The 23345-nt window shown below is 67.8% G+C and carries 24 protein-coding genes; 13 read left to right on the top strand and 11 right to left on the bottom strand.

The features are described from left to right. Positions 1 to 11: 11 nt before the first annotated feature. Genes gltX through ACODRX_RS18140 form a run of 6 tightly spaced genes read right to left on the bottom strand, consistent with a single transcriptional unit; the run spans position 12 to position 7143 of the window. Entirely contained in the window at positions 12 to 1409 is a 1398-nt protein-coding gene (gltX, locus tag ACODRX_RS18165; RefSeq protein ID WP_488872945.1) for a glutamate--tRNA ligase, read from the bottom strand. A 2-nt stretch (positions 1410 to 1411) separates the two neighbouring features. Beyond that, positions 1412 to 2635 (bottom strand): O-succinylhomoserine sulfhydrylase, encoded by a 1224-nt coding sequence (locus ACODRX_RS18160; RefSeq protein ID WP_488872944.1) that lies wholly within the window; start codon positions 2633 to 2635, stop codon positions 1412 to 1414. Between the two features lie 29 nt (positions 2636 to 2664). Further along, positions 2665 to 4170 (bottom strand): amidophosphoribosyltransferase, encoded by a 1506-nt coding sequence (gene purF / locus ACODRX_RS18155; protein ID WP_488872943.1) that lies wholly within the window; start codon positions 4168 to 4170, stop codon positions 2665 to 2667. A 17-nt stretch (positions 4171 to 4187) separates the two neighbouring features. Further along, a complete protein-coding gene (locus tag ACODRX_RS18150) occupies positions 4188 to 4727 on the bottom strand; it encodes a CvpA family protein (protein WP_488872942.1) in 540 nt (179 codons plus the stop codon). Positions 4728 to 4758: 31 nt separating this feature from the next. Then, positions 4759 to 5745 (bottom strand): SPOR domain-containing protein, encoded by a 987-nt coding sequence (locus ACODRX_RS18145; RefSeq protein WP_488872941.1) that lies wholly within the window; start codon positions 5743 to 5745, stop codon positions 4759 to 4761. A 9-nt stretch (positions 5746 to 5754) separates the two neighbouring features. Further along, positions 5755 to 7143, bottom strand: coding sequence for a bifunctional folylpolyglutamate synthase/dihydrofolate synthase (locus ACODRX_RS18140; protein WP_488872940.1), 1389 nt, complete (start codon positions 7141 to 7143; stop codon positions 5755 to 5757). A 304-nt stretch (positions 7144 to 7447) separates the two neighbouring features. On the opposite strand from ACODRX_RS18140, the gene ACODRX_RS18135 reads away from it, so the two are divergent. From ACODRX_RS18135 to ACODRX_RS18115, 5 genes are all read left to right on the top strand, one after another. Next, positions 7448 to 7804 (top strand): ArsC family reductase, encoded by a 357-nt coding sequence (locus ACODRX_RS18135; RefSeq protein ID WP_488872939.1) that lies wholly within the window; start codon positions 7448 to 7450, stop codon positions 7802 to 7804. 102 nt (positions 7805 to 7906) lie between these two features. Next, positions 7907 to 8626 carry a glycine zipper 2TM domain-containing protein gene (locus ACODRX_RS18130; RefSeq protein WP_488872938.1) on the top strand — a complete coding sequence of 240 codons (720 nt, stop codon included), beginning with the start codon at positions 7907 to 7909 and terminating at the stop codon, positions 8624 to 8626. Positions 8627 to 8731: 105 nt separating this feature from the next. Further along, positions 8732 to 9049, top strand: coding sequence for a pyrimidine/purine nucleoside phosphorylase (gene ppnP, locus ACODRX_RS18125; protein ID WP_488872937.1), 318 nt, complete (start codon positions 8732 to 8734; stop codon positions 9047 to 9049). Positions 9050 to 9124: 75 nt separating this feature from the next. Then, complete coding sequence (gene argG / locus ACODRX_RS18120) at positions 9125 to 10468, top strand: argininosuccinate synthase (RefSeq protein WP_488872936.1); 1344 nt, start codon at positions 9125 to 9127, stop codon at positions 10466 to 10468. A 209-nt stretch (positions 10469 to 10677) separates the two neighbouring features. Further along, on the top strand, positions 10678 to 11832 hold the full coding sequence (locus ACODRX_RS18115; RefSeq protein ID WP_488872935.1) for a BMP family ABC transporter substrate-binding protein: 1155 nt from the start codon (positions 10678 to 10680) through the stop codon (positions 11830 to 11832). A gap of 41 nt (positions 11833 to 11873) precedes the next feature. Here ACODRX_RS18115 and ACODRX_RS18110 read toward each other — a convergent pair whose 3' ends face one another. Next, positions 11874 to 12545 carry a 7-cyano-7-deazaguanine/7-aminomethyl-7-deazaguanine transporter gene (locus ACODRX_RS18110; protein ID WP_488872934.1) on the bottom strand — a complete coding sequence of 224 codons (672 nt, stop codon included), beginning with the start codon at positions 12543 to 12545 and terminating at the stop codon, positions 11874 to 11876. A gap of 222 nt (positions 12546 to 12767) precedes the next feature. Between ACODRX_RS18110 and ACODRX_RS18105 the strand changes: the two genes are divergently transcribed. The 4 genes from ACODRX_RS18105 to ACODRX_RS18090 all read left to right on the top strand — a co-directional run bounded on the left by ACODRX_RS18105 (position 12768) and on the right by ACODRX_RS18090 (position 15802). Then, complete coding sequence (locus ACODRX_RS18105; RefSeq protein ID WP_488872933.1) at positions 12768 to 13529, top strand: lysine/arginine/ornithine ABC transporter substrate-binding protein; 762 nt, start codon at positions 12768 to 12770, stop codon at positions 13527 to 13529. 82 nt (positions 13530 to 13611) lie between these two features. Beyond that, a complete protein-coding gene (locus ACODRX_RS18100; RefSeq protein WP_488872932.1) occupies positions 13612 to 14298 on the top strand; it encodes an ABC transporter permease in 687 nt (228 codons plus the stop codon). Next, positions 14295 to 15008 carry an ABC transporter permease gene (locus ACODRX_RS18095; protein WP_488872931.1) on the top strand — a complete coding sequence of 238 codons (714 nt, stop codon included), beginning with the start codon at positions 14295 to 14297 and terminating at the stop codon, positions 15006 to 15008. Before ACODRX_RS18100 ends, ACODRX_RS18095 begins: the two co-directional genes overlap by 4 nt. A 2-nt stretch (positions 15009 to 15010) precedes the next feature. Then, positions 15011 to 15802 carry an ABC transporter ATP-binding protein gene (locus ACODRX_RS18090; protein WP_488872930.1) on the top strand — a complete coding sequence of 264 codons (792 nt, stop codon included), beginning with the start codon at positions 15011 to 15013 and terminating at the stop codon, positions 15800 to 15802. A gap of 24 nt (positions 15803 to 15826) precedes the next feature. On the opposite strand, the gene murB is transcribed toward ACODRX_RS18090, so the two are convergent. Next, positions 15827 to 16927, bottom strand: coding sequence for a UDP-N-acetylmuramate dehydrogenase (murB, locus tag ACODRX_RS18085; RefSeq protein WP_488872929.1), 1101 nt, complete (start codon positions 16925 to 16927; stop codon positions 15827 to 15829). Positions 16928 to 16977: 50 nt separating this feature from the next. Between murB and ACODRX_RS18080 the strand changes: the two genes are divergently transcribed. After that, on the top strand, positions 16978 to 17463 hold the full coding sequence (locus ACODRX_RS18080; RefSeq protein WP_488872928.1) for a YajQ family cyclic di-GMP-binding protein: 486 nt from the start codon (positions 16978 to 16980) through the stop codon (positions 17461 to 17463). A gap of 144 nt (positions 17464 to 17607) precedes the next feature. Here the strand turns inward: ACODRX_RS18080 and plsY are convergent, their stop codons facing one another. The 3 genes from plsY to ACODRX_RS18065 are packed head-to-tail and all read right to left on the bottom strand — an operon-like array spanning position 17608 to position 19530. Beyond that, a complete protein-coding gene (gene plsY / locus ACODRX_RS18075) occupies positions 17608 to 18237 on the bottom strand; it encodes a glycerol-3-phosphate 1-O-acyltransferase PlsY (protein WP_488872962.1) in 630 nt (209 codons plus the stop codon). A 30-nt stretch (positions 18238 to 18267) separates the two neighbouring features. Continuing rightward, positions 18268 to 18762: a Cys-tRNA(Pro) deacylase gene (gene ybaK, locus ACODRX_RS18070; RefSeq protein WP_488872927.1), complete on the bottom strand. Its 495-nt coding sequence runs from the start codon at positions 18760 to 18762 to the stop codon at positions 18268 to 18270. Between the two features lie 6 nt (positions 18763 to 18768). Further along, positions 18769 to 19530 carry an IclR family transcriptional regulator gene (locus ACODRX_RS18065; protein WP_488872926.1) on the bottom strand — a complete coding sequence of 254 codons (762 nt, stop codon included), beginning with the start codon at positions 19528 to 19530 and terminating at the stop codon, positions 18769 to 18771. 107 nt (positions 19531 to 19637) lie between these two features. Here ACODRX_RS18065 and ACODRX_RS18060 point away from each other — a divergent pair, with 107 nt between their 5' ends. The 3 genes from ACODRX_RS18060 to ACODRX_RS18050 are packed head-to-tail and all read left to right on the top strand — an operon-like array spanning position 19638 to position 23344. Then, on the top strand, positions 19638 to 21254 hold the full coding sequence (locus ACODRX_RS18060; protein WP_488872925.1) for an acyl-CoA carboxylase subunit beta: 1617 nt from the start codon (positions 19638 to 19640) through the stop codon (positions 21252 to 21254). Positions 21255 to 21282: 28 nt separating this feature from the next. Further along, complete coding sequence (locus ACODRX_RS18055) at positions 21283 to 22446, top strand: acyl-CoA dehydrogenase family protein (RefSeq protein ID WP_488872924.1); 1164 nt, start codon at positions 21283 to 21285, stop codon at positions 22444 to 22446. Between the two features lie 10 nt (positions 22447 to 22456). After that, positions 22457 to 23344 (top strand): enoyl-CoA hydratase/isomerase family protein, encoded by an 888-nt coding sequence (locus ACODRX_RS18050; RefSeq protein ID WP_488872923.1) that lies wholly within the window; start codon positions 22457 to 22459, stop codon positions 23342 to 23344. Position 23345 lies beyond the last annotated feature (1 nt).

Genomic DNA, 23345 nt, shown 5'->3' with positions numbered 1-23345 from the left:
TAGGATGAATTTCAGCGCTTTTTGAGTCTTTCGATAATTTTTTCACGACCAAGCAATGCCAGCACCGCATCGACCGATGGCGTATGGGGCGTGCCCACCGCCAGCACCCGCACCGGCATGGCCAGCTGCGGCATCTTGATGCCGCGCGCCTTGAGCACCTGCTTGAACGCGGCGGCGATCGACTCCTTGCTCCAGTCGCCCTGCTCCAGCGCCTGCAGCAGCTCGTCGATGGCCGGCACGATCTCGGGCGTGACGTGCTGGGCCAGATCTTCGGCCGAGGGCTGTGCGTCCTGGTAGAACACCTTCGCCCATTGGGCCAGGTCCACCAGGGTGTCGCAGCGGTCCTTGAACAGGCCGCAGATGCGGGGCAGGCGGCCATCGGCCAGCTCCCTGCCGTCCACGCCCAGCTGGGCCACGAAGGGCACCAGCATCGAGGCCAGCGCATCGTCGGAGGTGGACTTGATGTGCTGCGCATTCACCCAGCGCAGCTTGGCTTCGTCGAACTGCGCGGCGCTGCGGCCGAGGTGGTCGAGGTCGAACCACTCCAGGAACTGCTGGCGGCTGAAGATCTCGTCGTCGCCATGGCTCCAGCCCAGGCGGGCGAGGTAGTTGAGCATGGCGTCGGGCAGGTAGCCTTCGTCGCGGTACTGGGTGACGGGCTTGGCGCCGTTGCGCTTGCTCATCTTCTCGCCCTGCTCGTTGAGCACGGTGGGCAGGTGGGCGAAGGTCGGCACCTGGGCGCCCAGCGCCTCGAAGATGTGGATCTGGCGCGGCGTGTTGTTGACGTGGTCATCGCCACGGATGACGTGGGTGATGCCCATGTCCATGTCGTCCACGCAGACGCAGAAGTTGTAGGTGGGCGTGCCGTCGGGGCGGGCGATCACCAGGTCGTCGAGCTCGCCGTTCTGGAATTCGATGCGGCCCTTGCACTTGTCGTCCCAGCCGACCACGCCGGCCTGCGGGGTCTTGAAGCGCAGCACGGGCTTGACGCCCTCGGGCACGGGCGGCAGCACCTTGCCGGGCTCGGGCCGCCAGGTGCCGTCGTAGCGCGGCTTTTCCTTGTTGGCCATCTGGCGCTCGCGCAGGGCGTCGAGTTCTGCCACGCTCATGTAGCAGGGGTAGACCTGGCCTTGCTCCTGCAGCCGGGCCAGCACCTGCTTGTAGCGCTCCATGCGCTGCATCTGGTAGAACGGGCCTTCGTCATGGTCCAGCTGCAGCCAGGCCATGCCTTCGAGGATGACGTCGACCGAGGCCTGCGTGGAGCGCTCCAGGTCGGTGTCTTCGATGCGCAGGATGAACACGCCCTGGTTGGCGCGCGCAAACGCCCAGGGATACAGCGCCGAGCGGATATTGCCCAGATGGATGAAGCCCGTGGGCGACGGGGCGAAGCGGGTGCGTACTTGGGTCATCTTTATTTGCTCAGGCTGGACAGGCCGCGAAGACCGCGCAAGAGATCGTCCTGGATGTCCTCGGGATGCTCCAGGCCCACGGCGAGCCGGATCACGCCCTGACTGATGCCGGCGGCCTGGCGCTGCGCCTCGCTCAGGCGGCCGTGCGAGGTGGTGGCCGGGTGGCTGATGATGGTCTTGGTGTCGCCCAGGTTGGTGGCCAGCGAGAGCAGCCGGCAGCTGTCGAGCACATGGAAGGCCTTGGCCCGCGCCTGCTCCGGCGTGTCGCCGGCCAGCTCGAAGGCGACCACGCCGCCGCCCAGGCCGCCCTGCTGGCGCATCGCCAGCTCGTGCTGGGGGTGCGAGGGCAGGCCGGGGTAGAACACGCGCGCCACCTGGGGCTGGGCCTCGAGCCAGCGAGCGATGGCCAGCGTGTTCTCGCAGTGCGCCTTGACGCGCACGGCCAGGGTTTCCATGCCCTTGAGCACCACCCAGGCGTTGAAGGGCGACAGCACCATGCCGGCGGTGCGCACCACGGGGGCGAACTTTTCGCTGACGAGCTGCTGGCTGGCGCACAGCGCGCCGGCCATCACGCGGCCCTGCCCGTCCAGGTACTTGGTGCCGGAGTGCATGACGATATCGGCGCCCAGCGCCAGCGGGCGCTGCAGTATGGGCGTGGCGAAGGCGTTGTCCACCGCCAGCAGCGCGCCGGCCTGGTGGGCGATGCCGGCCAGCGCGGCGATGTCGCAGACTTCGGTGAGCGGGTTGGTCGGCGTCTCGGCGAACAGCAGCCGGGTGTTCGGGCGCACGGCGGCGCGCCACTCGTCCACGTCCGTCTGCGAACAGAAGGTGGTTTCCACGCCGAACTTGCCGAACTCCTTGGCGAACAGGTTGAGCGTGGAGCCGAACATGGAGCGCGACAAGATGACATGGTCGCCCGCCTTGAGCAGGCCCATGATCATCATCAGGATCGCGCCCATGCCGCTGGCCGCGCCTATGGCCGCCTCGGCGCCTTCGAGCGCCGCCAGGCGCTGCTCGAAGCTGGTGACCGTGGGGTTGGAGGTGCGCGCGTAGGTATAGCCCTCGCCGCTGGCGAAGCGCTCGGCCGAGGTGGCCGCATCGGGCTGTACGAAGCCGGTGGTGAGGTACAGCGTCTCGGAGTTCTCGCCGTACTGGCTGGGCGCGATGGCCGCGCGGATGGCCAGCGTCTCGGGCCGCAGGCCAGAAGGTAGGGTCTTGTCAGTCATTCTTGTGGTGCTCGCAAAAATACGCCGGCTCAGGCCAGGTCGGCATTGGGCAGCGCCAGGCGCGAGGTGTCGGCATCGTCTTCCTCGGCCGCGGCGCGGCCCTGGTTGATGCGCGAGATGCCGTCGGCCGTGATGTTGCCGGTGATGTACACGCCGTCGAAGCACGAGGCCTCGAAGCCGTGCACGCCGGGGTTGAGCCGGCCCACGGCCGCCTTCATCGCGTCCACGTCCTGGTAGATCAACGCATCGCAGCCAATGGAGGCCCGGATCTCCTCCAGCGAGCGGCCATGGGCCACCAGCTCGCTGGCGGTGGGCATGTCGATGCCGTAGACGTTGGGAAAGCGCACCGGCGGCGCCGCGCTGGCGAGGTAGACCTTGTTGGCGCCGGCGTCGCGCGCCATCTGCACGATTTCGCGGCTGGTGGTGCCGCGCACGATGGAGTCGTCCACCAGCAGCACGTTGCGGCCCTTGAATTCGCTGGCGATCGCATTGAGCTTTTGGCGCACCGATTTCTTGCGCACGCCCTGGCCGGGCATGATGAAGGTGCGGCCCACGTAGCGGTTCTTGACGAAGCCCTCGCGGTACGGGATGCCCAGGCGGTAGGCCAGCTGCATGGCGCTGGGGCGGCTCGATTCGGGGATCGGGATCACCGCGTCGATCTGGCTCGGCGGCACGGTGGAGATCACGCGCTTGGCCAGGGTCTCGCCCAGGTTCAGGCGGGCCTGGTAGACCGACATGCCGTCGAGCACCGAGTCCGGCCGCGCCAGGTAGACGAATTCGAAGATGCAGGGATGCAGCTGCGCGTTGTCGGCGCACTGCTCGAAGCTGATGTCGCCGTCGGGCGACACGAACACCGCCTCGCCCGGCGCGATGTCGCGCTCCAGCGTATGCGTGGTGCCCTCGAGCGCCACCGATTCGCTGGCCACCATGATGGTGCCGTCGGCGCCGCGCCCCATGCACAGCGGGCGGATGCCGTTGGGGTCGCGGAAGGCCACCAGGCCATGCCCGGCGATCAGCGCGATCACCGCATACGAGCCCTGGATGCGCTTGTGCACCGCGCGCACCGCGCGGAACACGTCTTCCTTTTGCAGCGGCACGCCGCGGGTGGCGCGTTCGAGCTCGTGCGCGAACACGTTGAGCAGCACTTCCGAGTCGCTCTCGGTGTTGGTGTGGCGGTGGTCGGTGGAGAACAGCTCCCGGCGCAGCTCGACCGCATTGGTGAGGTTGCCGTTGTGCACCAGCACGATGCCAAACGGCGCGTTCACGTAGAAGGGCTGCGCCTCTTCCTCGCTGTAGGCATTGCCCGCGGTGGGGTAGCGCACCTGCCCCAGGCCCACATTGCCCGGCAAGGCGCGCATGTTGCGGGTGCGGAACACGTCCTTCACCATGCCCTTGGCCTTGTGCATGAAGAACTTGCGCTCTTGCTGCGTCACGATGCCGGCGGCATCCTGGCCGCGGTGCTGCAGCAGCAGCAGCGCGTCATAGATCAATTGGTTGACCGGGGCGTTGCTGACGACTCCGACAATTCCACACATAGTTGCGTTCCAGATTTTTAGCGGGGCTCACCCACAACTTGCGAAGCAGTCTCCAGCGACCGATTCACCAACGAAGACCAGTGCTCCCCCATTTCCTGGGGCAGCAGGGGCTGCAGCCGCGAGACCACAGCCACCAGATGGGGCGCCACGGCGGAAGTCTTCCAGAGTTCCGAATCCCGCATTGGCGTCCAGAGAAAAACCAGGGCCACCAGCAGCAGCAGCAAGCCGCCGCGCGCCAGACCGAACATCGCTCCCATGGCGCGGTCGGCCGGGCGCAGCCCCACCGACTTGACCAGCTTGCCCACCAGCCAGATCGCGAAGCTGCAGGCGAACATGGCGGCGATGAAGAGCAGCACGAAACCCGCGGCGGTGCGTATGCCCTCGTCCATTTCGGTGATCGGCAGCCAGCGTCCAAGCGCCGCGCCCCAGGCGCGCGCCACCACGAAGGCCGCGATCCAGCTGCACAGCGACAGCACCTCGAACACCAGGCCACGCCAGGCGCCGATCACCACCGAGCCCAGCGCCACCACCACGAAAAACCAATCCAATGCCGACACTTGCAGCGCTCTCAGCCAGCCAGCCGCAGCATCACATCGGCACCAGCGAAGCGGACAAGCCCTGCGCCTTGACCCGGGCCGCCGCCTTGTCGGCCTCTTCCTTGCTGCCGAACGGGCCCACGCGCACGCGCACCACCTTCTTGCCGCCCGCGTTCACGCTCTGGGTGAAGGCCGAAACACCGGCCATCTGCAGCTTGGCGCGCACCTCGGCCGCCTTGTCGGCATCGGCGAACGCGCCCACCTGCACCACATACCTGCGGCTGGTGGCGGGCGCCTCGGGCTTGGAGGCCTCCGCCTTGGGCTTTTCTGCGGCCTTCTCTGCTGCCTTTTCTGCTTTGGGCGCCGCGGCCGTGCGGCCCTCCATCAACGCGCGGATGCGGTCGGCATCGTCGCTGTCGCTCTTGGGCTTTTCCGGCTTGGGCTCGGGTTTGGGCTTTGGCTTGGCTTCCTGCTTGGGCTTGGGCTCGGGCTTGTGCTCGGCCTTGGGTTCGGCCTTGGGTTCGGCTTTAGGCTCCGGCTTGGCCTCTTGCCTGGGCTTGGTATCCGGTTTGGCCTCGGGCTTGGTTTCGGGCTTCGGCGGCTTGTCGGCATTCGCGGCAGCAGCCGCTGCCGTCGCGGCCGCGGTGGCAGCGGCCGTGGCCGCAGCCGTACCGGCGCGCGGCGCCTGCACGATCTCTTCGCCGGCGCCCAGGCTGTCCTGCACGGCGGAATGGGGGTTGGCGGAGTGGCCGGCCTGGGCCGCGCCGGGTTCGGGCGCCGACGGCACCGTCAGCGCCGCGACCTTTTCCTTGTCAGGGATCTCGATGGATGCATTCACCGCCACCGGGCGGGGCTGGGTGTCGAACAGCAGCGGAAATCCCAGGATCGCCGCGAGCACCAGCAGCGTGGCGCCGATGAGGCGGTGGCGCGCGCGGCGGCGCATGGCCTCGACGCTTTCCACCGACGAGCCGCGCGCGCCACGGATGACGCGCTCGGGCTCCTGCTTTTTACCGGGCCACCGGAGTTTGAAAAATGCCATGGAGTGGGATCAATCGCCGTTCAAGTGCTTGGCTTTGAGGCGGGGAATTCCGTCTTTCAGCACCCCGCCCACCGTATAGAACGAACCAAAAACCACGATTCTATCAGCGCCCTCCGCCGCCGCCATCGCGGCCTGCAGCGCCTGCATGGGATCGGCATGGATGCTGGTGGCCACGTCGCGGCGGCCGCCGGCCACCATCTGCAGCGCATTCCACTTCTGCTGCAGCTCGGCGGCCTTCTCGGCGCGCGGCGTGGGCAGGTCGGTGAAGTACCAGCGGTCGATCACCGGCGCGATCTTCTGCAGCATCAGCGTCAGGTCCTTGTCGTGCATGGCGCCGAACACCGCGTGCGTGCTCGGGTAATAGCCCATGGCGTCGAGGTTGGCGGTGAGCGCGGCGATCGCATGCGGGTTGTGGCCCACGTCGAGCACCAGCGTGGGCTCACCCGGCACGATCTGGAAGCGCCCGGGCAGCTCGACCATGGCCAGGCCGTTGCGCACCGCCTGCGCGGTGACTGGCAGGCGCTCGCGCAGCGCTTCCAGCGCGGCCAGCACGCCGGCCGCATTGACCAGCTGGTTGGCGCCGCGCAGCGCCGGGTAGGCCATGCCCGAGTAGCGCCGCACCCTGGGCGCCCCCACGCCGGCGGCGTCGCCCGCCGCGCCGCCCTCGGGCGGCCGTGCGGCGGCACGCCCGGCCCAGCTCCACTGCTGCTTGTCGCCGTCGTAGCTGAAGTCGCGGCCGAAGCGCCACAGGTCGGCACCGATGGCCTGGGCGTGGTCGATCACGCTTTGCGGCGGCATAGGGTCGCTGACCACCACCGGACGGCCGGGGCGCATGATGCCCGCCTTCTCGCGGCCGATGCTGTCGCGGTCAGGGCCGAGCAGCTCGGTGTGGTCCAGGTCGATGCTGGTGATGACGGCGCAGTCGGCATCGATGATGTTGGTGGCATCAAGCCGTCCGCCCAGGCCCACCTCGAGGATGGCGACGTCCAGCCTGGACAGCGACATCAGCCGCAGGATCGCCAGCGTGGTGAATTCGAAATAGCTCAGCGACACCTCGGGCGCCTGCAGGCGCGCCGCCTCCACCGCCTCGAAATGCGGCAGCAGCTCGGCCGCGCTCACGATCTCGCCGCGCAGGCGGCAGCGCTCCTCGAAATGCACCAGGTGCGGCGAGGTGAACACGCCCGTGCGGTAGCCGGCCGACAGCGCCACCGCCTCCAGCATGGCGCAGGTCGAGCCCTTGCCGTTGGTGCCGGCCACGGTGATGACCGGGCAGTCGAAGCGCAGCTGCAGCCGCCGCGCAACCTCGCTCACGCGGGCCAGGCCCATGTCGATGGCCTGCGGGTGCAGGCTCTCGCAATGCGCGAGCCAGGCATCCAGGGTGGGAAATGTGGTGTGCATACGGGGGCGTATTGTGGCCGAGCCGCGCTTTCCCGCGCACGAGTCAGGCTTGTTGCCTTTATAAAAAGAGAGCTGCTAGCGCTTTATAGGCAATGTTTTCAATATGTTTTATATTTGAAAACCTTATATATCAATCGCTAACAGCTATTATTTTATTGACTACCATTCGGCCACGCTGCCGTCCGCATGGCGCCGATCAGACAGCTTCCAGTGAAGCTAACAAACCGCATGCGAAGTGTTCATGCCGCCATGCGTGGCAAGTGCTACAAACGAAGCTTCCTCTTTCCCCGTCCTCTCCACCTCCATGACTTCAACCCCCATCGTCTACGGCATACCCAACTGCAGCACCGTCAAGAAGGCCCGTGCCTGGCTGGACGGCCAGCAGTGCGCCTACCAGTTTCACGACTTCAAGAAGGCCGGCGTGCCCGAAGCCCAGCTGCCGCAGTGGCTCGCGCAGGCCGGCTGGCAAAAGCTGCTCAACCGCCAGGGCACGACCTGGCGCAAGCTGCCGCCCGAGACCCAGGCGGCGGTGGTGGACGCCGCCAGCGCCAGCCGGCTCATGCTAGAGCAGCCCAGCGTGATCAAGCGCCCGGTGGTCGAATGGCCCGACGGCAGCGTGACCGTGGGCTTCGACGAAGCCGCCTGGGCCGAAAAGCTCTAAAAACATTGGCATTTACCGAGTTTTACCAGCGTTTTAAGCCCCCTCTAACCGGCGCGCCTACACTATCCCATTGTGTTTGTAGATTGGATGTGGAGGCACACCATGCCACGATTGCTGATGTCCACGCTCGCCGCCACCGCCATGCTGGCGGCGGCGCTGCCCGGCTGGGCCCAGGGCTATGCGCCCGAGGGCCAGCAGGCCATGGGCCGCGTGATCTCGGTGCGGCCCGACTACCAGCCGGTCAGCGTGCCGCAGCAGGTCTGCCATGACCAGCAGGCCTATGCCGGCAGCACCAATTCGGGCCTGGGCGCCATCGCGGGCGCGGTGGTGGGCGGCGTATTCGGCAACAGCATCGGCGGCGGCTTCGGCCGGGCCGCGGCCACGGCAGCCGGCGTGATGGGCGGCGCGGCCCTCGGCAACCAGCTCGAAGGCGGCTATCCGCAGTACCAGACGGTGCGCCAGTGCGGCACCCAGTACGTCACGCAGAACCAGCAGACCGGCTACATGGTGGAATACGAATACGCCAACCAGCGCTTCACCACCCACACCGCCCAGCACCCCGGCGACTGGATCCCGCTGAGCATCCAGCCGGTGGCCAGCAGCGCCAGCACCGCGCCACCGCCTGCCGCCTACGACAACTACTACGCACCCCAGCCTGGCGTGGTGGTGGGCGCCCCGGCCGCGGCGCCGGTGTACTACCCCGCGCCGGCGTATGCGGCCCCCGTTTATGCAGCCCCCGTTTACGCGGCACCGGTGATCCAGCCGGTCATCTCGCTGGGCTTCGGCGGCGTATGGGGCGGCGGGCACCGGCACTGGCGCTAACGGGGCAATACCCCCTCTCCAGACAGCAGGCGACCCCGGGTCGCCTTTTTCTTGCGCCATGCCCGCTAAAATCAACAGTTTCAACCTTCCTCGCAGCAGCCACCCATGACCACAGAGAGCATCCAGGGCGTCACCCTCACCGCCAAGGCCAATGTCTATTTCGACGGCAAGTGCGTCAGCCACAGCTTCACGCTGGCCGACGGCACCAAGCAATCCGCCGGCGTGGTGCTGCCCGCGACGCTGACCTTTGGCACGGCCGCCGCCGAGATCATGGAGTGCGTGGCCGGCTCCTGCGAGTACAGGCTGGACGGCGAGAGCGAATGGAAGACCTCGGGCCCCGGCGAGCGCTTCCAGATCCCGGCGAACTCCAAGTTCGACATCCGCGTGACGGACAGCTACCACTACATCTGCCACTACGCCTGACAGGCTCAGGCAGCTTTTTCGCCACTGGCACATACCCAGCAAGCGCAGGCAGCTATCGTTTTTAAGAGATCACCCATGGCAACCATTTTGCAATCCGTACCCGTCGGCCAGAAGGTCGGCATCGCCTTCTCGGGCGGCCTCGATACCAGCGCCGCGCTGCGCTGGATGAAGAACAAGGGCGCGCTGCCCTATGCCTACACCGCCAACCTGGGCCAGCCCGACGAGGACGACTACGACGCCATCCCGCGCAAGGCCATGGAGTACGGCGCCGAGCAGGCCCGGCTGATCGACTGCCGCGCGCAGCTGGCGGGCGAAGGCATCGCCGCCATCCAGGCCGGCGCCTTCCACATCAGCACCGGCGGCATCACCTATTTCAACACCACGCCGCTGGGCCGCGCGGTGACCGGCACCATGCTGGTGGCCGCGATGAAGGAAGACGATGTGCACATCTGGGGCGACGGCTCCACCTTCAAGGGCAACGACATCGAGCGCTTCTACCGCTACGGCCTGCTCACCAACCCGGCGCTGAAGATCTACAAGCCCTGGCTGGACCAGCAGTTCATCGACGAGCTGGGCGGCCGCGCCGAGATGTCGGCCTTCATGACCAAGGAGGGCTTCGGCTACAAGATGAGCGCCGAGAAGGCCTACTCGACCGACTCCAACATGCTGGGCGCGACGCACGAGGCCAAGGACCTGGAGTTCCTCAATAGCGGCATCCGCATTGTCAACCCCATCATGGGCGTGGCCTTCTGGAAGCCCGAGGTCGAGGTCAAGGCCGAAGAGGTGTCGATCAGTTTCGACGAAGGCCTGCCGGTGGCCGTCAACGGCAAGGAGATCGCCGACCCGGTGGAGCTGTTCCTGGAGCTCAACCGCATCGGCGGCCGCCACGGCCTGGGCATGAGCGACCAGATCGAGAACCGCATCATCGAGGCCAAGAGCCGCGGCATCTACGAGGCCCCCGGCATGGCGCTGCTGCACATCGCCTACGAGCGCCTGGTGACCGGCATCCACAACGAAGACACCATCGAGCAGTACCGCCTGAACGGCCTCAAGCTCGGCCGCCTACTGTACCAGGGCCGCTGGTTCGACCCGCAGGCCATCATGCTGCGCGAGACCGCCCAGCGCTGGGTGGCGCGCGCGGTCACCGGCACCGTGACACTGGAGCTGCGCCGCGGCAACGACTATTCGCTGCTGAACACCGAGTCGCCCAACCTGACCTATGCGCCCGAGCGCCTGTCGATGGAAAAGGTGGAAGACGCGCCGTTCAGCCCGCTGGACCGCATCGGCCAGCTGACCATGCGCAACCTGGACATCTCCGACACCCGCGACAAGCTCGGCGTGTACTCGCGCGCCGGCCTGCTGTCGCTGGGCGGCAATGCCGCGCTGGCGCAGCTGAACGACGGCAGCGCCAAGAAGTAATACCGGAGCGCGTTGTGCATTGAGGGTTTGGCATCGGGCGCCGCATCGGCGCCCGCCAGGCAAGCATCAATGCCACCAGCACCAAGGCAACCGACCGGCCTTCCAGCCTGTGCGGTTGCTTTTTTTCGAACCTGCCGGTGTACGATTGGCCCGCTATTTGCACACACCACCTGCGTACCCGCCCATTTCAACCACTACCCCTACGCCCCATGAATCTCGATCTGCGCAAACGCCATTTGCTTCGCCTGGCCGCCGTCTCGGCGCTCGGCGCCGCCGGCCTGGCCGCCTGCGGCAAAAAGGAAGAGGCCGCCCCGGCCGCCGCCGCGCCTGCGGCAGCCCCTGCCCCCGCCTCCGGCCCGCTCAAGGCCGCCTGGATCTATGTCGGCCCCGTGGGCAGCGCTGGCTGGAGCTTTGCGCACGACCAGGGACGCAAGGCGGTCGAGGCCGAATTCGGCGACAAGGTGCAGACCAGCTTCATCGAGAGCGTGCCCGAGGGCGCCGACACCGAGCGCGTGCTGCGCGACCTCATCAGCCAGGGCAACACCCTGATCTTCGGCACCAGCTTCGGCTTCATGGAGGCCATGGTCAAGGTGGCGGCCGAGTTCCCGCAGGTCAGGTTCGAGCACGCCACCGGCTACAAGACCGCCGAGAACCTGAATGTCTACGACTCGCGCTTCTACCAGGACACCTACCTGGCCGGCATCATCGCGGGCCACATGAGCCAAAGCGGCAAGCTGGGCTATGTGGGCTCGGTGCCGATTCCCGAGGTGCTGCGCAACATCAATGCCTTCACGCTGGGCGCGCAAAGCGTGAACCCGCAGATCCGGACCCAGGTGGTGTGGACCAACAGCTGGTTCGACCCGCCGCGCGAGACCGAGGCCGCGGTCTCGCTGCTGGGCAACGGCGCCGACGTGCTGCTGCAGAACACCGATTCGCCCGCGGTGATCCAGGCGGTGGACAAGGCCGGCAAGCTGGCCTTCGGCTGGGATTCGGACATGAGCGCATTCGGCGGCAACGCCCACCTGGGCTCGTGCATCGCCAACTGGAGCCACTACTACATCAAGACCGTCAAGAGCGCGCTGGACGGCAGCTGGAAGGGCGGCCAGGTCACGCGCTGGGGCGTGCCCGAGGGGCAGAACGACCTCATCAAGCTGTCCGAGCGGATTCCCGCCGACGTGCGCGCCAAGGTCGAGGCCGTCAAGGCGAAGATGAAGGATGGCAGCTTCGACGTCTTCACCGGCCCGGTGGTGGACACCGCCGGCAAGGAGCGCCTGCCCGCCGGCACCCGCGCGGACGATGCCTGGATGGGCGCCATCGACTTCTTCGTCAAGGGCGTGGACGGGCAGATCTCCGCGTCCAGGTAAACCGCTGCAGGCGCCCGAACGGCGCCTTGCACCGGCCTGAATCAGCGCAGCGCCATCGCGGGCGCCGCGCCCTGGCGCATGGCGCGCACGATGGCCGCCAGCGCCACGCCGTAGGCGGGCACGAAGAGCAGCAGGCTCACCGCGAGCTTGATCACATAGTCCACCAGCGCGATCTCCACCCAGTTCGCGGCCATGAAGGGATCGGCGCTGCGCCAGAACGCGATGGCGAAGAAGGCCGCGGTATCCAGCGCCTGGCCGAAGACCGAGGCCGCGGCCGGCGCCAGCCACCAGGCATGGCTGCGCTGGCGGATGCGGTCGAACACCTGGATGTCCAGCAGCTGCCCCAGCACATAGGCCGCAAAGCTGGCCAGCGCGATGCGGAACACGAAGGCATTGAACTCGCCCAGCGCCCCCAGGCCGTTGAAGCGGCCCTCGTGGAACAGCACGCCCACGACGTACGAGGCCAGCAGCGCCGGCAGCATGGCCCGCGTGATCACGCGCCGCGCCGGCGACTTGCCGATCAGCCGCACCGTCAGGTCGGTGGCCAGGAAGATGAACGGAAAGCTGAACGCGCCCCAGGTGCTGTGAAAACCCAGCAGGTTGATCGGCAGCTGCACCAGGTAGTTGCTGGCGATGACGATGGCGATGTGAAACGCCACCAAAAGAGCGAGATAAAGCGGCACGCGCGACGGCTGCGCCTGGATGGACACCATGATGATCCTTTTTGGTGAATGGGGGCGAGGGAACCCATGACCGCGAATGCGGGCGAACCGGCAATTATAGGCCCTGCGTGGCGCCTCTTGCGGGTGCGCCGGGGCAGCGGGGATTTCGGCTCCGGCCCCGGCGCGCGCCAATTAAATTTCGCCGGCCAGCCAAGATGCGGCGAAAATAGCGGGTTTACTGCCGCCGTGCGGCTTTCGATACAAGGAATCACCATGCGCGCATCGCTGATGGCTGTGGCCATTGCCACCCTGGCCGGCTCCGCCTTTGCCGCCGACCTGCGGGTGGGCACCAACCCGGCCTACGAGCCCTTCGAATACAAGACCCCTGCGGGCGAGATCGTCGGCTTCGACATCGACATCGCCAACGCGCTGTGCGAGCAGCTCAAGCGCAAGTGCGTGTTCGTCGAATCCGAGTTCGACAGCGTGATCCCCGGCCTGCAAGCCAGGAAGTTCGACGTGATCATCAGCTCCATCTCGATCACGCCCGAGCGCAAGCGCGTGGTGGACTTCAGCAAGCGCTACTACAAGACGCCCAGCGCCATCGTGGTGAAGAAGACCGTCAAGTACGGCGGCCCGGCCTCGCTCAAGGGCATGAAGATCGGCGTGCTCAAGGGCAGCACGCAGGAGAAATGGGCGCTGGGCGAGCTCAAGCCCGCCGGCGTGAACGTGGTGGCCTACCAGTCGCAGGACCAGGTCTACCTCGACCTGCAGGCCGGCCGCCTCGACGGCACCGTCGCCGACAAGGTGGAAGTTCACGGCGGCTTCCTGCGCAAGCCCGAGGGCAAGGACTACGGCTATGCGGGCCCCGACCAGTACGACGAGAAGTACTACGGCGAAGGCATAGGCATTGCGATGCGCAAGGGCCAGAAGGAGCTCAAGCAGCAGCTCGACGAGGCGATCGACACCATCCGCAAGAACGGCACCTACGCCAAGATCGCCAAGAAGTACTTCGACTTCGACCCGTACGGCCAATGAACCCCCGTTGTGCGATGGGCATTGAGCGTTGTGCGGGTGCGACTCGCCCAACGCCGCGCGCCCACCGCTCAACCTGCACGACATGAGCGGATACTATTACTCGATCCTGCACGGCGCGCTGCTCACGGTCGCGGTGTCGCTGGCATCGCTGCTGGTGGCCACGCTGATCGGGCTCGCGGGCGCTGCGGCCAAGCTCTCGGGCCGGCGCCCGCTGGTCTGGCTGGCCACCGCCTACACCACGGTGGTGCGCGGCATTCCCGAGCTCTTGATGATGCTGCTGATCTTCTACGGCGGCGCCATCGGCCTGAACAACCTGCTCGAACTCCTGGGCAGCGACCAGGGCGTGGACCTGAACCCCTTCGCCGCCGGCGTGATGACCATAGGCTTCATCTACGGCGCCTACATGACCGAGACCTTCCGCGGCGCCATCCTGGCCATCCCCAAGGGCCAGATGGAGGCCGCCTGGGCCTTCGGCATGGGGCCGGTGCGCACCTTCGTGCGCATCACGCTGCCGCAGATGGTGCGCTACGCGCTGCCCAGCTTCACCAACAACTGGCTGGTGCTGATCAAGGCCACCGCCCTGGTCAGCCTGATCGGCCTGCACGACATGACCTACCTGGCCAAGCAGGCCAGCGCGGCCGCGCGCGAGCCCTTCGCCTTCTTCCTGTTCACCGCCGCGCTGTACCTGGTGTTCACCGCGGTGTCGCTGCAGCTGCTCAAGCGCCTGTCCGCGCGCTATAGCCTCGGAACCGACAAGGTGCAGCTATGAACTGGAGCGTGATCTTCGAGCCCGGCACGCTGGCCCTGTATGCGCAGGGCCTGGTCGTCACGCTGCAGCTGACGCTCATCAGCCTGGCCGCCGGCGCCGTGCTGGCGCTGCTGATGGCGCTGGCGCTGGTCAGCCGCTCGGCGCCAGTGCGGCTGCCGGTGGCGGCCTTCACCTATTTCATGCGCGGCACGCCGCTCCTGATCCAGGTGTACCTGATCTACTACGGCTTCGCCCAGCTCGAATGGGTGCAGGCGCGCTGGGACAGCGTCTGGCCCTGGACGCACTTCAAGGAGCCGTTCTTCTGCGCCCTGCTGTCCTTCAGCCTGAACACCGCCGCCTATACCGCCGAGATGCTGGCCGGTGCCATCCGCGAGACCAGCAAGGGCGAGGTCGAGGCCGCGCGCGCCATGGGCATGGGCCACTGGCAGCTGATGCGCCGCATCGTGCTGCCCAGCGCCATCCGCCGCATGCTGCCCGCCTACGGCAACGAGGTGGTGATGATGCTGCACAGCTCCAGCCTGGCCAGCACCGTGCCCTCGCTGCTGGACCTGACCGGCGCCGCCAGCCGCGTGTACTCCGACTTCTACCTGCCGTTCGAGGCCTACCTCTTCGCGGCCGCCATCTACCTGTGCATCACCTTCAGCCTGATCGGCGGCTGCCGCCTGCTGGAGCGCCGCTACCTGGGCTACCTGGCACCGCGCAAGGCATGACCATGACAAGCAATACCCCCTACAAACTCCAGGCGCTGGACATCCACAAGCGCTATGGGCAAAACGAAGTGCTCAAGGGCGTCTCGCTCAACGCCCGCGCCGGCGACGTGATCAGCATCATCGGCAGCTCGGGCTCGGGCAAGAGCACCTTCCTGCGCTGCATCAACCTGCTGGAGCAGCCGCAGCAGGGCCGTATCGTGGTGGCCGGCGAAGAGCTGCGGCTGCGCCCCGGGCGCAATGATGGCCATGGCGCCGCGCTGGAGGCGGCCGACCAGCGCCAGCTTCAGCGCCTGCGCTCGCGGCTGGCCATGGTGTTCCAGCACTTCAACCTCTGGGCGCACATGACGGTGCTGCAGAACATCACCGAGGTGCCGGTGCATGTGCTGGGCCTGCCGCGCGACGAGGCGGTGGCGCGTGCCCGCAAGTACCTGCAGCTGGTGGGGCTGGAGGGCCGCGAAGACACCTACCCCGGCCACATGAGCGGCGGCCAGCAGCAGCGCGTGGCGATTGCCCGCGCGCTGGCGGTCGAGCCCGAGGTGATGCTGTTCGACGAACCCACCAGCGCGCTCGATCCCGAGCTGGTCGGCGAGGTGCTGCGCGTGATGCAGGTGCTGGCCCAGCAGGGCCGCACCATGCTGGTGGTGACGCACGAGATGGGCTTCGCCCGCGAAGTGTCCAACCACGTGATCTTCCTGCACCAGGGCCTGATCGAGGAGCAGGGCCATCCGCGCGAGGTGCTGACCAGTCCGAAGAGCGAGCGGCTAGCGCGCTTTCTGTCGGGCAATCTCAAATAGGCCAGGCCGCCTCGGCCGGGCCGGTCACCACACCACCGGCTCCGGCTCCAGCCGGATGCCGAAGCGCTCGTACACGCTGGTCTGGATGGCGCGCGCCAGCGTCATCACCTCGCCGCCGGTCACGCTGCCCTCGCCGCGCCCCTGGTTGACCAGCACCAGCGCCTGCCGGTCGTAGACGCCGGCCTTGCCGATGGCCTTGCCGCGCCAGCCGCAGGCATCGATCATCCAGCCCGCGGCCAGCTTGATGCTGCCGTCCAGCATCGGGTAGTGCACGATCTTGGGCTCGCGGGCGATGATGTCGGCGCACTGCTCGGCCGTCACCGTGGGGTTCTTGAAGAAGCTGCCCGCATTGCCGATGACCGCCGGATCGGGCAGCTTGGCGCGGCGGATCTCGCAGACCCAGTCGAAGATCTGCCGGGCGCTGGGCTGCTCCACGCCCTTTTCCGCCTGCTTGCGGCTGAGGTCCAGGTAGCTCAGCTCCGGCCGCCAGGGCTTGGGCAGCGCCAGCCGCACCCGGGTGATCACCGCGCGGCCGGCCAGCCCCATGCCGCGCGGCATCGCGCCGCCGGGCTGGCGCATCAGCGTGGACAACGGCAGCTTCTCGGCCGGCTGGTGCTTGAAGACCGAGTCGCGGTAGCCGAAGGCGCACTGCGCCGCGTCGAGCGAGAAGCCCTGGCCAGTGGCCAGATCGATCGCATCGAGCGAATCGAAGCGGTCCTGCAGCTCCACGCCGTAGGCGCCGATGTTCTGCACCGGCGCCGCGCCCACGGTGCCGGGAATCAGCGCCAGGTTCTCCAGGCCGGGCAGGCCCTGCTCCAGCGTCCAGGCCACCGCGTCGTGCCAGACCTCGCCGGCGCCGATCTCGACGATGGCCGCCTTGTCGGTCTCGGCCACCACGCGCCGGCCCTTGATCTCCATCTTGAAGACCGTGGGCTGCACATCGCCGGTGAGCACGATGTTGCTGCCGCCGCCCAGCACCACCGCATCGCGGCTGGCGCCGGCGGGCGGCTGGGCTATGAACTGGCGGATATCCTGCTCGTCATGCACCCGGACCAACGAGCTGGCGCGGGCCATGATGCCGAACGTGTTGTACTGCTGCAGGGGAACAAATTTCTCGACTAACATCGCTAGATTGTCGCACCGGTGCTGCGCACGCTATTGAAAGGGAAAGATACATGCCATCGTTTGATACGGTTTGCGAAGCCGATTTCGTCGAAGTGAAGAACGCCGTCGACAACTCCGCCAAGGAGATCGGCACGCGCTTCGACTTCAAGGGCACCTCTGCCGGCATCGAGCTCAAGGACAAGGAGATCACCCTGTTCGGCGATGCGGACTTCCAGCTCCAGCAGGTCGAGGAAATCCTGCGCAACAAGCTCACCAAGCGCAACGTGGACGTACGCTTCCTCGACAAGGGCGCGGTGCAGAAGATCGGCGGCGACAAGGTCAAGCAGGTCATCAAGGTGAGGAACGGCATCGAGTCGGAGCTGGCCAAGAAGATCCAGAAGCTGGTCAAGGAAAGCAAGCTCAAGGTGCAGGCCGCGATCCAGGGCGACGCGGTGCGCGTGACCGGCGCCAAGCGCGACGACCTGCAGGCCACGATGGCGCTGCTGAAGAAGGACGTGTCGGAAGTGCCGCTGTCGTTCAACAACTTCCGCGACTGAGGGCGGGCGCAGCACTGCTGTGCCGCAGGAATGACCATCAAAAATATAGCTGCTGACCCTTTCCCTATCTAGTTTTCAATATGTTTTATATTGCAAACCATTGATAACAAAGCGCCAACAGCTCTTATTTTTATAGTCCACATCCTATTTCTTCTTCTGCCCCAGCCTCGACTCCTTGCCTTCGATCAGGCGCTGGATGTTGAGGCGGTGGCGGTAGATCAGCAGGGCCGCCATCAGCACGATGGCGGCGCAGATCCACTGATCGAACTCCCAGGCCACGCCGCCGCCCATGAGGTAGTACACCGGCGCGAACACCGAGGCCGCCAGCGACGCCAGCGACGAGTAGCGGAAGAACGCGGCGATGATGACCCAGGTCAGCAGCGTCGCCAGCCCCAGCCAGCCGCTGAAGCCCAGCAGCACGCCCAGCGCGGTGGCCACGCCCTTGCCGCCCTCGAACTTGAAGAACACTGGCCACAGATGGCCGAGGAAGGCGCCCAGCCCGGCCAGCGCCATCGTGCCGCCCTCCAGGCCGTAGGGCTTGCCGAAGCAGGCCACCAGCGCCACCGGCAGCCAGCCCTTGGCGGCGTCGAGCGCCAGCGTGGCGACCGCCGCCGCCTTGCTGCCCGAGCGCAGCACATTGGTGGCGCCGGGGTTCTTGCTGCCGTAGGTGCGCGGGTCGTTCAGCCCCATGACGCGGCTGACGATGACGGCAAAGGACAGCGAGCCCAGCAGATAGGCCGCAATGGCAACGAGGATCGGATACACCATGGTCAGGGCCGCAATTCCGTAGTTCGACAAAACCCGTTATTCTGCCAGCGCGCACTGCACCGCCACCGCATGCAGCAGTTCAGCACAAACCCGGGGCTCGAGCTGCACCAGAAAACCGCGCCGCCCGCCGTTGATGGCGATGCGCGGCAGCGCCAGGATGCTGCTCTCCACATACACCGGCAGCGCCTTGCGGGTGCCGAAGGGCGAGGTGCCGCCCACCAGGTAGCCGCTGTGGCGGCTGGCCACCTCGGGCTTGCAGGGCTCGACCGACTTGGCACCGATCTGCCGCGCCAGGTTCTTGGTGGATACCTTGCGGTCGCCGTGCATCAGCACGATCAGCGGCCGGGCATCCTGGTCCTGCATCACCAGCGTCTTGACCACCATGTGCTCGTCGAGCCCGAGCTGCCGGGCCGACTCCTGGGTGCCGCCGTGCTCCACATAGTCGTAGGGATGCTCGGTGAACGCCACCTTCGCGGCGCGCAGCGCCTGGGTGGCCGGGGTCTCGGATATATGTGACTGCTTTTTTGCCATACGCTTTCAAAATCTGCTTGCATCCATCTGCGGCGGCACGCTCCAGCCGAACCGGCCCAGCTCCTCGCGCGCCATCTGCGCCACCTCGGGCCCGCGGGCGCGCGGCATGCGCGCGGCCGCGGCCACCACGCCGAGCGCGGCATCCGCGCACGAGCCCACCTCGAAGCGCACGCCCACGCCCGCCAGCCCCTGCGCCGAGACCTGGGCATGGCCTTGCTCGCGCGCCTGGCGCACCCAGCGCATCAGCCGGCTCTCGCTGAGGCGGTGCGCGCGGTAGTCCGCCTGGTGGCGCGCATAGTGCGCCTGCACGGCGGCGTCGGCCATGCAGGCCAGAAAGGTGAAGCTCGGCACCCCCAGGCCCAGCAGCCGCGTGGTGCCCACCGTCTCGGCAAAGCCCTTCACCGGCCGCCCGCCCTCTTCCAGGTGCAGGCAGTGGCTGTAGTCGCCCGAGCGCACCACCAGGAACACCTGGTCGCCCGAGCGCCGCGCCAGCGCCATCATCGCCGGCCGGCAGCCCTCCACCAGCGGCGAGCGCGCCATGGCCACCTGCCCCAGCGCCACCGTCTCCGGCCCCAGGCGGTAGCGCCCCTCGCCGCCCTCCCGCGCGAGCAGGCCGGCGCGCACCAGCGACGAGGCGATGCGGTAGGTGGTGGTGCGCTCGAGAGCGGCCGCCTCCACCAGCTCGCCCAGCGTGATCCCCTGCGCATGGTGGCGCGCGGCAATGCGCAGCAGCGCTGCCGCGCGATCGATGCTCTGTGTTCCCGACATGGCCGTCCTATGCCCAATGTGCACATTATGCACATTCCGGCAGTTTGCGATTGCTGCCGGGCGGCGGCTGAATTTCAATCCATCCCAGCCGCAACCCACTGTTTCCCATGACTCCGTTTGAATCCCGAATCCATCCCGCCGCCGCCGCCTTCCAGGAGCAGCGCGCCGGCATGCTCGCCCTGGTGGAGCAGTTGCGCCAGCTGGAGCAGCGGGCCGCCGACGCCTCGGCCAAGGCCGCGCCCAGCTTCGCCAGGCGCGGCGCCCTGCTGCCGCGCGAGCGGGTGGCGCGCCTGCTCGATGCCGGCGCGCCCTTCCTGCCGCTGTGCAACCTGGCCGGCTACGGCCTCGACGACCCGGACCCCGAGCGCTGCGTGCCTGGCGGCTCGCAGATCGCCGGCATCGGCTTCGTCTCGGGCGTGCGCTGCATGGTGCTGGCCTCGGACTCGGGCATCGATGCCGGCGCGCTGACCGAGGCCGGCAACCAGAAGATCATCCGCTGCCAGGAGCTGGCGCTGGAGAACCAGCTGCCCTTCGTGCACCTGGTCGAATCGGCCGGCTCCAACCTGCGCAAGTACCGCGTCGACAAGTTCATCCGCGGCGGCGGCATGTTCTACAACCTCGCCCGCCTGTCGGCCGCGGGCCTGCCGGTGGTCACCGTGGTGCATGGTTCGTCCACCGCGGGCGGCGCCTACATGCCGGGCCTGTCCGACTATGTGGTGATGGTGCGCGGGCGCGGCAAGGCCTTCCTGGCCGGCCCGCCGCTGCTCAAGGCCGCCACCGGCGAAATCGCCAGCGACGAGGAGCTGGGCGGCACCGACATGCATGCCAGCGTCAGCGGCCTGGCCGAATACGTGGCCGAAGACGATGGCCACGCGATCGCCATCGCGCGCGACATCGTGGCGAACCTGGACTGGGCGCGCGCCAGCGCCCGGCCCGCCGCCTTCCTGCCGCCGCGGCTCGATGCCGACGAGCTGGCCGGCGCGATGGTGCTGCAGCACAGAAAGCCGGTCGACATGCGCGAGATCATCGCCCGCGTGGTGGACGATTCGCGCTGGCTGGATTTCAAGCCGGACTACGGCGCGGCCACGGTCTGCGGCCATGGGCGCATCGAGGGCCTGGCGGTCGGCTTCGTCAGCAACAACGGCCCCATCGATCCGGCGGGCGCCACCAAGGCGGCGCAGTTCATCCAGCTGTGCAACCAGTCGGGCACGCCCATCGTCTTCCTGCAGAACACCACCGGCTTCATCGTCGGCCGCGCCTCGGAAGAGGCCGGGATGATCAAGCACGGCAGCAAGCTAATCCAGGCGCTGGCCAACTCGCGCGTGCCGCAGATCACCATCTACTGCGGCGCCTCGTTCGGCGCGGGCAACTACGGCATGTGCGGGCGCGCCTTCCGCCCGCGGTTCTGCTTTTCCTGGCCCAACGCCCGCACCGCCGTCATGGGCGGCGAGCAGGCGGCCGCCACGCTGGAGATCGTGGCCCGCCAGCAGGCCGAGCGCAAGGGCCTGCCGGTGGACGAGGCCCGGCTGGCCGCGCAGCAGCAGGAGATCGTGGCCAACTTCGAGCGCCAGGCCAGCGCCTTCTACACCAGCGGCCACCTGCTGGACGACGGCGTGATCGATCCGCGCGACACGCGCGCGGTGCTGGCCTTTGCCCTGGCCACCGTGCGCGAGGCCGCGCAGCGCCGCACCCGCCCGGTGCAGTTCGGCGTCGCACGCTTGTGATCCCCCCACATTTGCAGGAAACCCCGCCATGATCTATTCCCCCGAGCACCGCGAGCTGATGCACAGCATCCGCCGCTTCATCAGCACAGAGATCGACCCATTCGTCGACGAATGGGAAGCCGCCGAGACCTTTCCCGCCCATGAACTGTTCCGCAAGCTGGGCCAGCTCGGCTTCCTGGGCATCACCAAGCCCGAGGCCCATGGCGGGCTCGGGCTGGATTTCTCGTATGCGGTGGCCGCGGCCGAGGCCATGGGCTATGCCCGCGCCCAGGGCGTGGCCATGGCGATCGGCGTGCAGTCCAACATGGCCACGCCGGCGCTGGCCGCCTTCGGCTCGGATGCGCTCCAGCGCGAGTACCTGGCGCCGGCCATCGCCGGCGAGCAGGTCTGCTCGATCGGCGTGTCCGAGCAGGGCGCGGGCTCCGATGTCGCGTCGCTCAAGACGCGCGCCCGCCGCGACGGCGGCGACTATGTGATCAGCGGCTCCAAGATGTGGATCACCAACGGCACCCAGGCCGACTGGATCTGCCTGCTGTGCAACACCTCCGAAGGCCCGGTGCACAAGAACAAGTCGCTGATCGTGGTGCCGCTCAAGCAAGGCGGCAAGCGCGCCAAGGGCGTCGAGGTGCACAAGATCCGCAAGTTCGGCATGTGGAGCTCCGATACCGCGCAGATCTTCTTCGACGAAGTGCGCGTGCCGGTGGGCAACCGCATCGGCGAGGAAGGCATGGGCTTCATCTACCAGATGAAGCAGTTCCAGGAAGAGCGGCTCGACGGCGCCGCGCGCCGCCTGTCCGCCATCGCCTGGATCGAGGAGACCGCCGACTACCTGCGCCAGCGCCAGGCCTTCGGCAGGCCGCTGCTGGACAACCAGTTCATCCAGTACAAGCTGGCCGAGCTCAAGACCGAGCTCGAAGCGCTGCGCGCCCTGATCTACGTGGCCACCAAGACCTATGTGGACGGCGGCGACGTGGCCGAGCTGGCCTCGATGGCCAAGCTCAAGGCCGGGCGCCTGTCGCGCGAGATCGCCGACTGGTGCATGCAGTTCCAGGGCGGCATGGGCTACACCTGGGACAACCCGGTCTCGCGCGCCTACCGCGACTACCGGCTGGGCTCGATCGGCGGCGGCGCCGACGAGGTGATGCTGATGGTCATCGCCCGGCACATGGGCCTGATGACCAGGAACGGCTGAGGTGAGCGCGATGAGCCAGGACACAGCCCACCCACCGCCGGTCGTCGTGCGCACCCTGCATGGCGTGCTCTTCGCCACGCTGAATACTCCCGCCACGCGCAACGCGCTCGCCCCCGAGGTGGTGGCCGCGCTGGCGCAGGCCGTCGAGCAGGCCCTGTGCGACACCTCGGTGCGGGCGCTGGTGCTGCGCGGCAGCCACGGCTTTTTCTGCGCCGGCGGCAACGTGGGCAGCTTCCAGGCCCGGCTCGACGCCCACGCGGCGATCGGGCCCGGCGCAGACCCGATCGCCGCGCGCAACCGCGAGTTCGGCCGCTTCATGCAGCGCCTGTGCGCGCTGCCCATTCCGGTGATCGCCGCGGTCGAAGGCGCGGCCATGGGCGGCGGCATGGGCTTGGCCTGCGCCGCCGACATCGTGCTCGCCACCCGCGGCGCCCGCTTTGCACTGAGCGAGACTTCGCTCGGCATCATCCCGGCGCAGATCGCGCCCTTCGTCGTCGCGCGGCTCGGCCAGCGCGTGGCCTGCCGCCTGGGCCTGAGCGGTGAAAAAATCAGCGCCGACACCGCGCAGGCCCTGGGCATGGTGGACGAGCTGGCCGCCGACGGCGCCGCGCTCGACGCCCTGCTCGCGCAGTGGCTCAGCCGCATCGCCGCCTGCGCGCCGGGCGCCAACCGCGCGCTCAAGCCGCTGCTGCGCCGCTGCGGCCAGGAAGACAACGGCACCCTGCTGGACGATGCGGCACAGCAGTTCTCCGCCTGCATGCGCAGCGAGGGCGCCGAAGGCATCGCCGCCTTCCGCGCCAGGCGCCCGGCCCGCTGGCTGCGCGCATTCAGCGCCGACGACATCCGTGCCGCGCAGGCCGTGCCGGCGCCCGCCCCCACCCCGACGGGAAGCAACTGAC

It is taken from the genome of Comamonas sp. FG99, assembly GCF_057808605.1.
The sequence above is the reverse complement of the archived record's forward strand: the minus strand, read 5'-3'. Positions and strand labels throughout refer to the sequence as shown.

What these genes read in the sequence shown, in the direction of transcription:
- ACODRX_RS18115 (WP_488872935.1), top strand. Translation starts at nt 10,678, where the DNA reads ATGAATCTCGATCTGCGCAAACGCCATTTGCTTCGCCTGGCCGCCGTC.
- ACODRX_RS18135 (WP_488872939.1), top strand. Translation starts at nt 7,448, where the DNA reads ATGACTTCAACCCCCATCGTCTACGGCATACCCAACTGCAGCACCGTC.
- ACODRX_RS18140 (WP_488872940.1), bottom strand. Translation starts at nt 7,143, where the DNA reads ATGCACACCACATTTCCCACCCTGGATGCCTGGCTCGCGCATTGCGAG.
- ACODRX_RS18105 (WP_488872933.1), top strand. Translation starts at nt 12,768, where the DNA reads ATGCGCGCATCGCTGATGGCTGTGGCCATTGCCACCCTGGCCGGCTCC.
- purF (WP_488872943.1), bottom strand. Translation starts at nt 4,170, where the DNA reads ATGTGTGGAATTGTCGGAGTCGTCAGCAACGCCCCGGTCAACCAATTG.
- murB (WP_488872929.1), bottom strand. Translation starts at nt 16,927, where the DNA reads ATGTTAGTCGAGAAATTTGTTCCCCTGCAGCAGTACAACACGTTCGGC.
- ACODRX_RS18145 (WP_488872941.1), bottom strand. Translation starts at nt 5,745, where the DNA reads ATGGCATTTTTCAAACTCCGGTGGCCCGGTAAAAAGCAGGAGCCCGAG.
- ACODRX_RS18095 (WP_488872931.1), top strand. Translation starts at nt 14,295, where the DNA reads ATGAACTGGAGCGTGATCTTCGAGCCCGGCACGCTGGCCCTGTATGCG.
- ACODRX_RS18110 (WP_488872934.1), bottom strand. Translation starts at nt 12,545, where the DNA reads ATGGTGTCCATCCAGGCGCAGCCGTCGCGCGTGCCGCTTTATCTCGCT.
- ppnP (WP_488872937.1), top strand. Translation starts at nt 8,732, where the DNA reads ATGACCACAGAGAGCATCCAGGGCGTCACCCTCACCGCCAAGGCCAAT.
- ACODRX_RS18050 (WP_488872923.1), top strand. Translation starts at nt 22,457, where the DNA reads ATGAGCCAGGACACAGCCCACCCACCGCCGGTCGTCGTGCGCACCCTG.
- ACODRX_RS18055 (WP_488872924.1), top strand. Translation starts at nt 21,283, where the DNA reads ATGATCTATTCCCCCGAGCACCGCGAGCTGATGCACAGCATCCGCCGC.
- gltX (WP_488872945.1), bottom strand. Translation starts at nt 1,409, where the DNA reads ATGACCCAAGTACGCACCCGCTTCGCCCCGTCGCCCACGGGCTTCATC.
- ACODRX_RS18130 (WP_488872938.1), top strand. Translation starts at nt 7,907, where the DNA reads ATGCCACGATTGCTGATGTCCACGCTCGCCGCCACCGCCATGCTGGCG.
- ACODRX_RS18160 (WP_488872944.1), bottom strand. Translation starts at nt 2,635, where the DNA reads ATGACTGACAAGACCCTACCTTCTGGCCTGCGGCCCGAGACGCTGGCC.
- ybaK (WP_488872927.1), bottom strand. Translation starts at nt 18,762, where the DNA reads ATGGCAAAAAAGCAGTCACATATATCCGAGACCCCGGCCACCCAGGCG.
- ACODRX_RS18080 (WP_488872928.1), top strand. Translation starts at nt 16,978, where the DNA reads ATGCCATCGTTTGATACGGTTTGCGAAGCCGATTTCGTCGAAGTGAAG.
- ACODRX_RS18100 (WP_488872932.1), top strand. Translation starts at nt 13,612, where the DNA reads ATGAGCGGATACTATTACTCGATCCTGCACGGCGCGCTGCTCACGGTC.
- ACODRX_RS18065 (WP_488872926.1), bottom strand. Translation starts at nt 19,530, where the DNA reads ATGTCGGGAACACAGAGCATCGATCGCGCGGCAGCGCTGCTGCGCATT.
- argG (WP_488872936.1), top strand. Translation starts at nt 9,125, where the DNA reads ATGGCAACCATTTTGCAATCCGTACCCGTCGGCCAGAAGGTCGGCATC.
- ACODRX_RS18090 (WP_488872930.1), top strand. Translation starts at nt 15,011, where the DNA reads ATGACAAGCAATACCCCCTACAAACTCCAGGCGCTGGACATCCACAAG.
- ACODRX_RS18060 (WP_488872925.1), top strand. Translation starts at nt 19,638, where the DNA reads ATGACTCCGTTTGAATCCCGAATCCATCCCGCCGCCGCCGCCTTCCAG.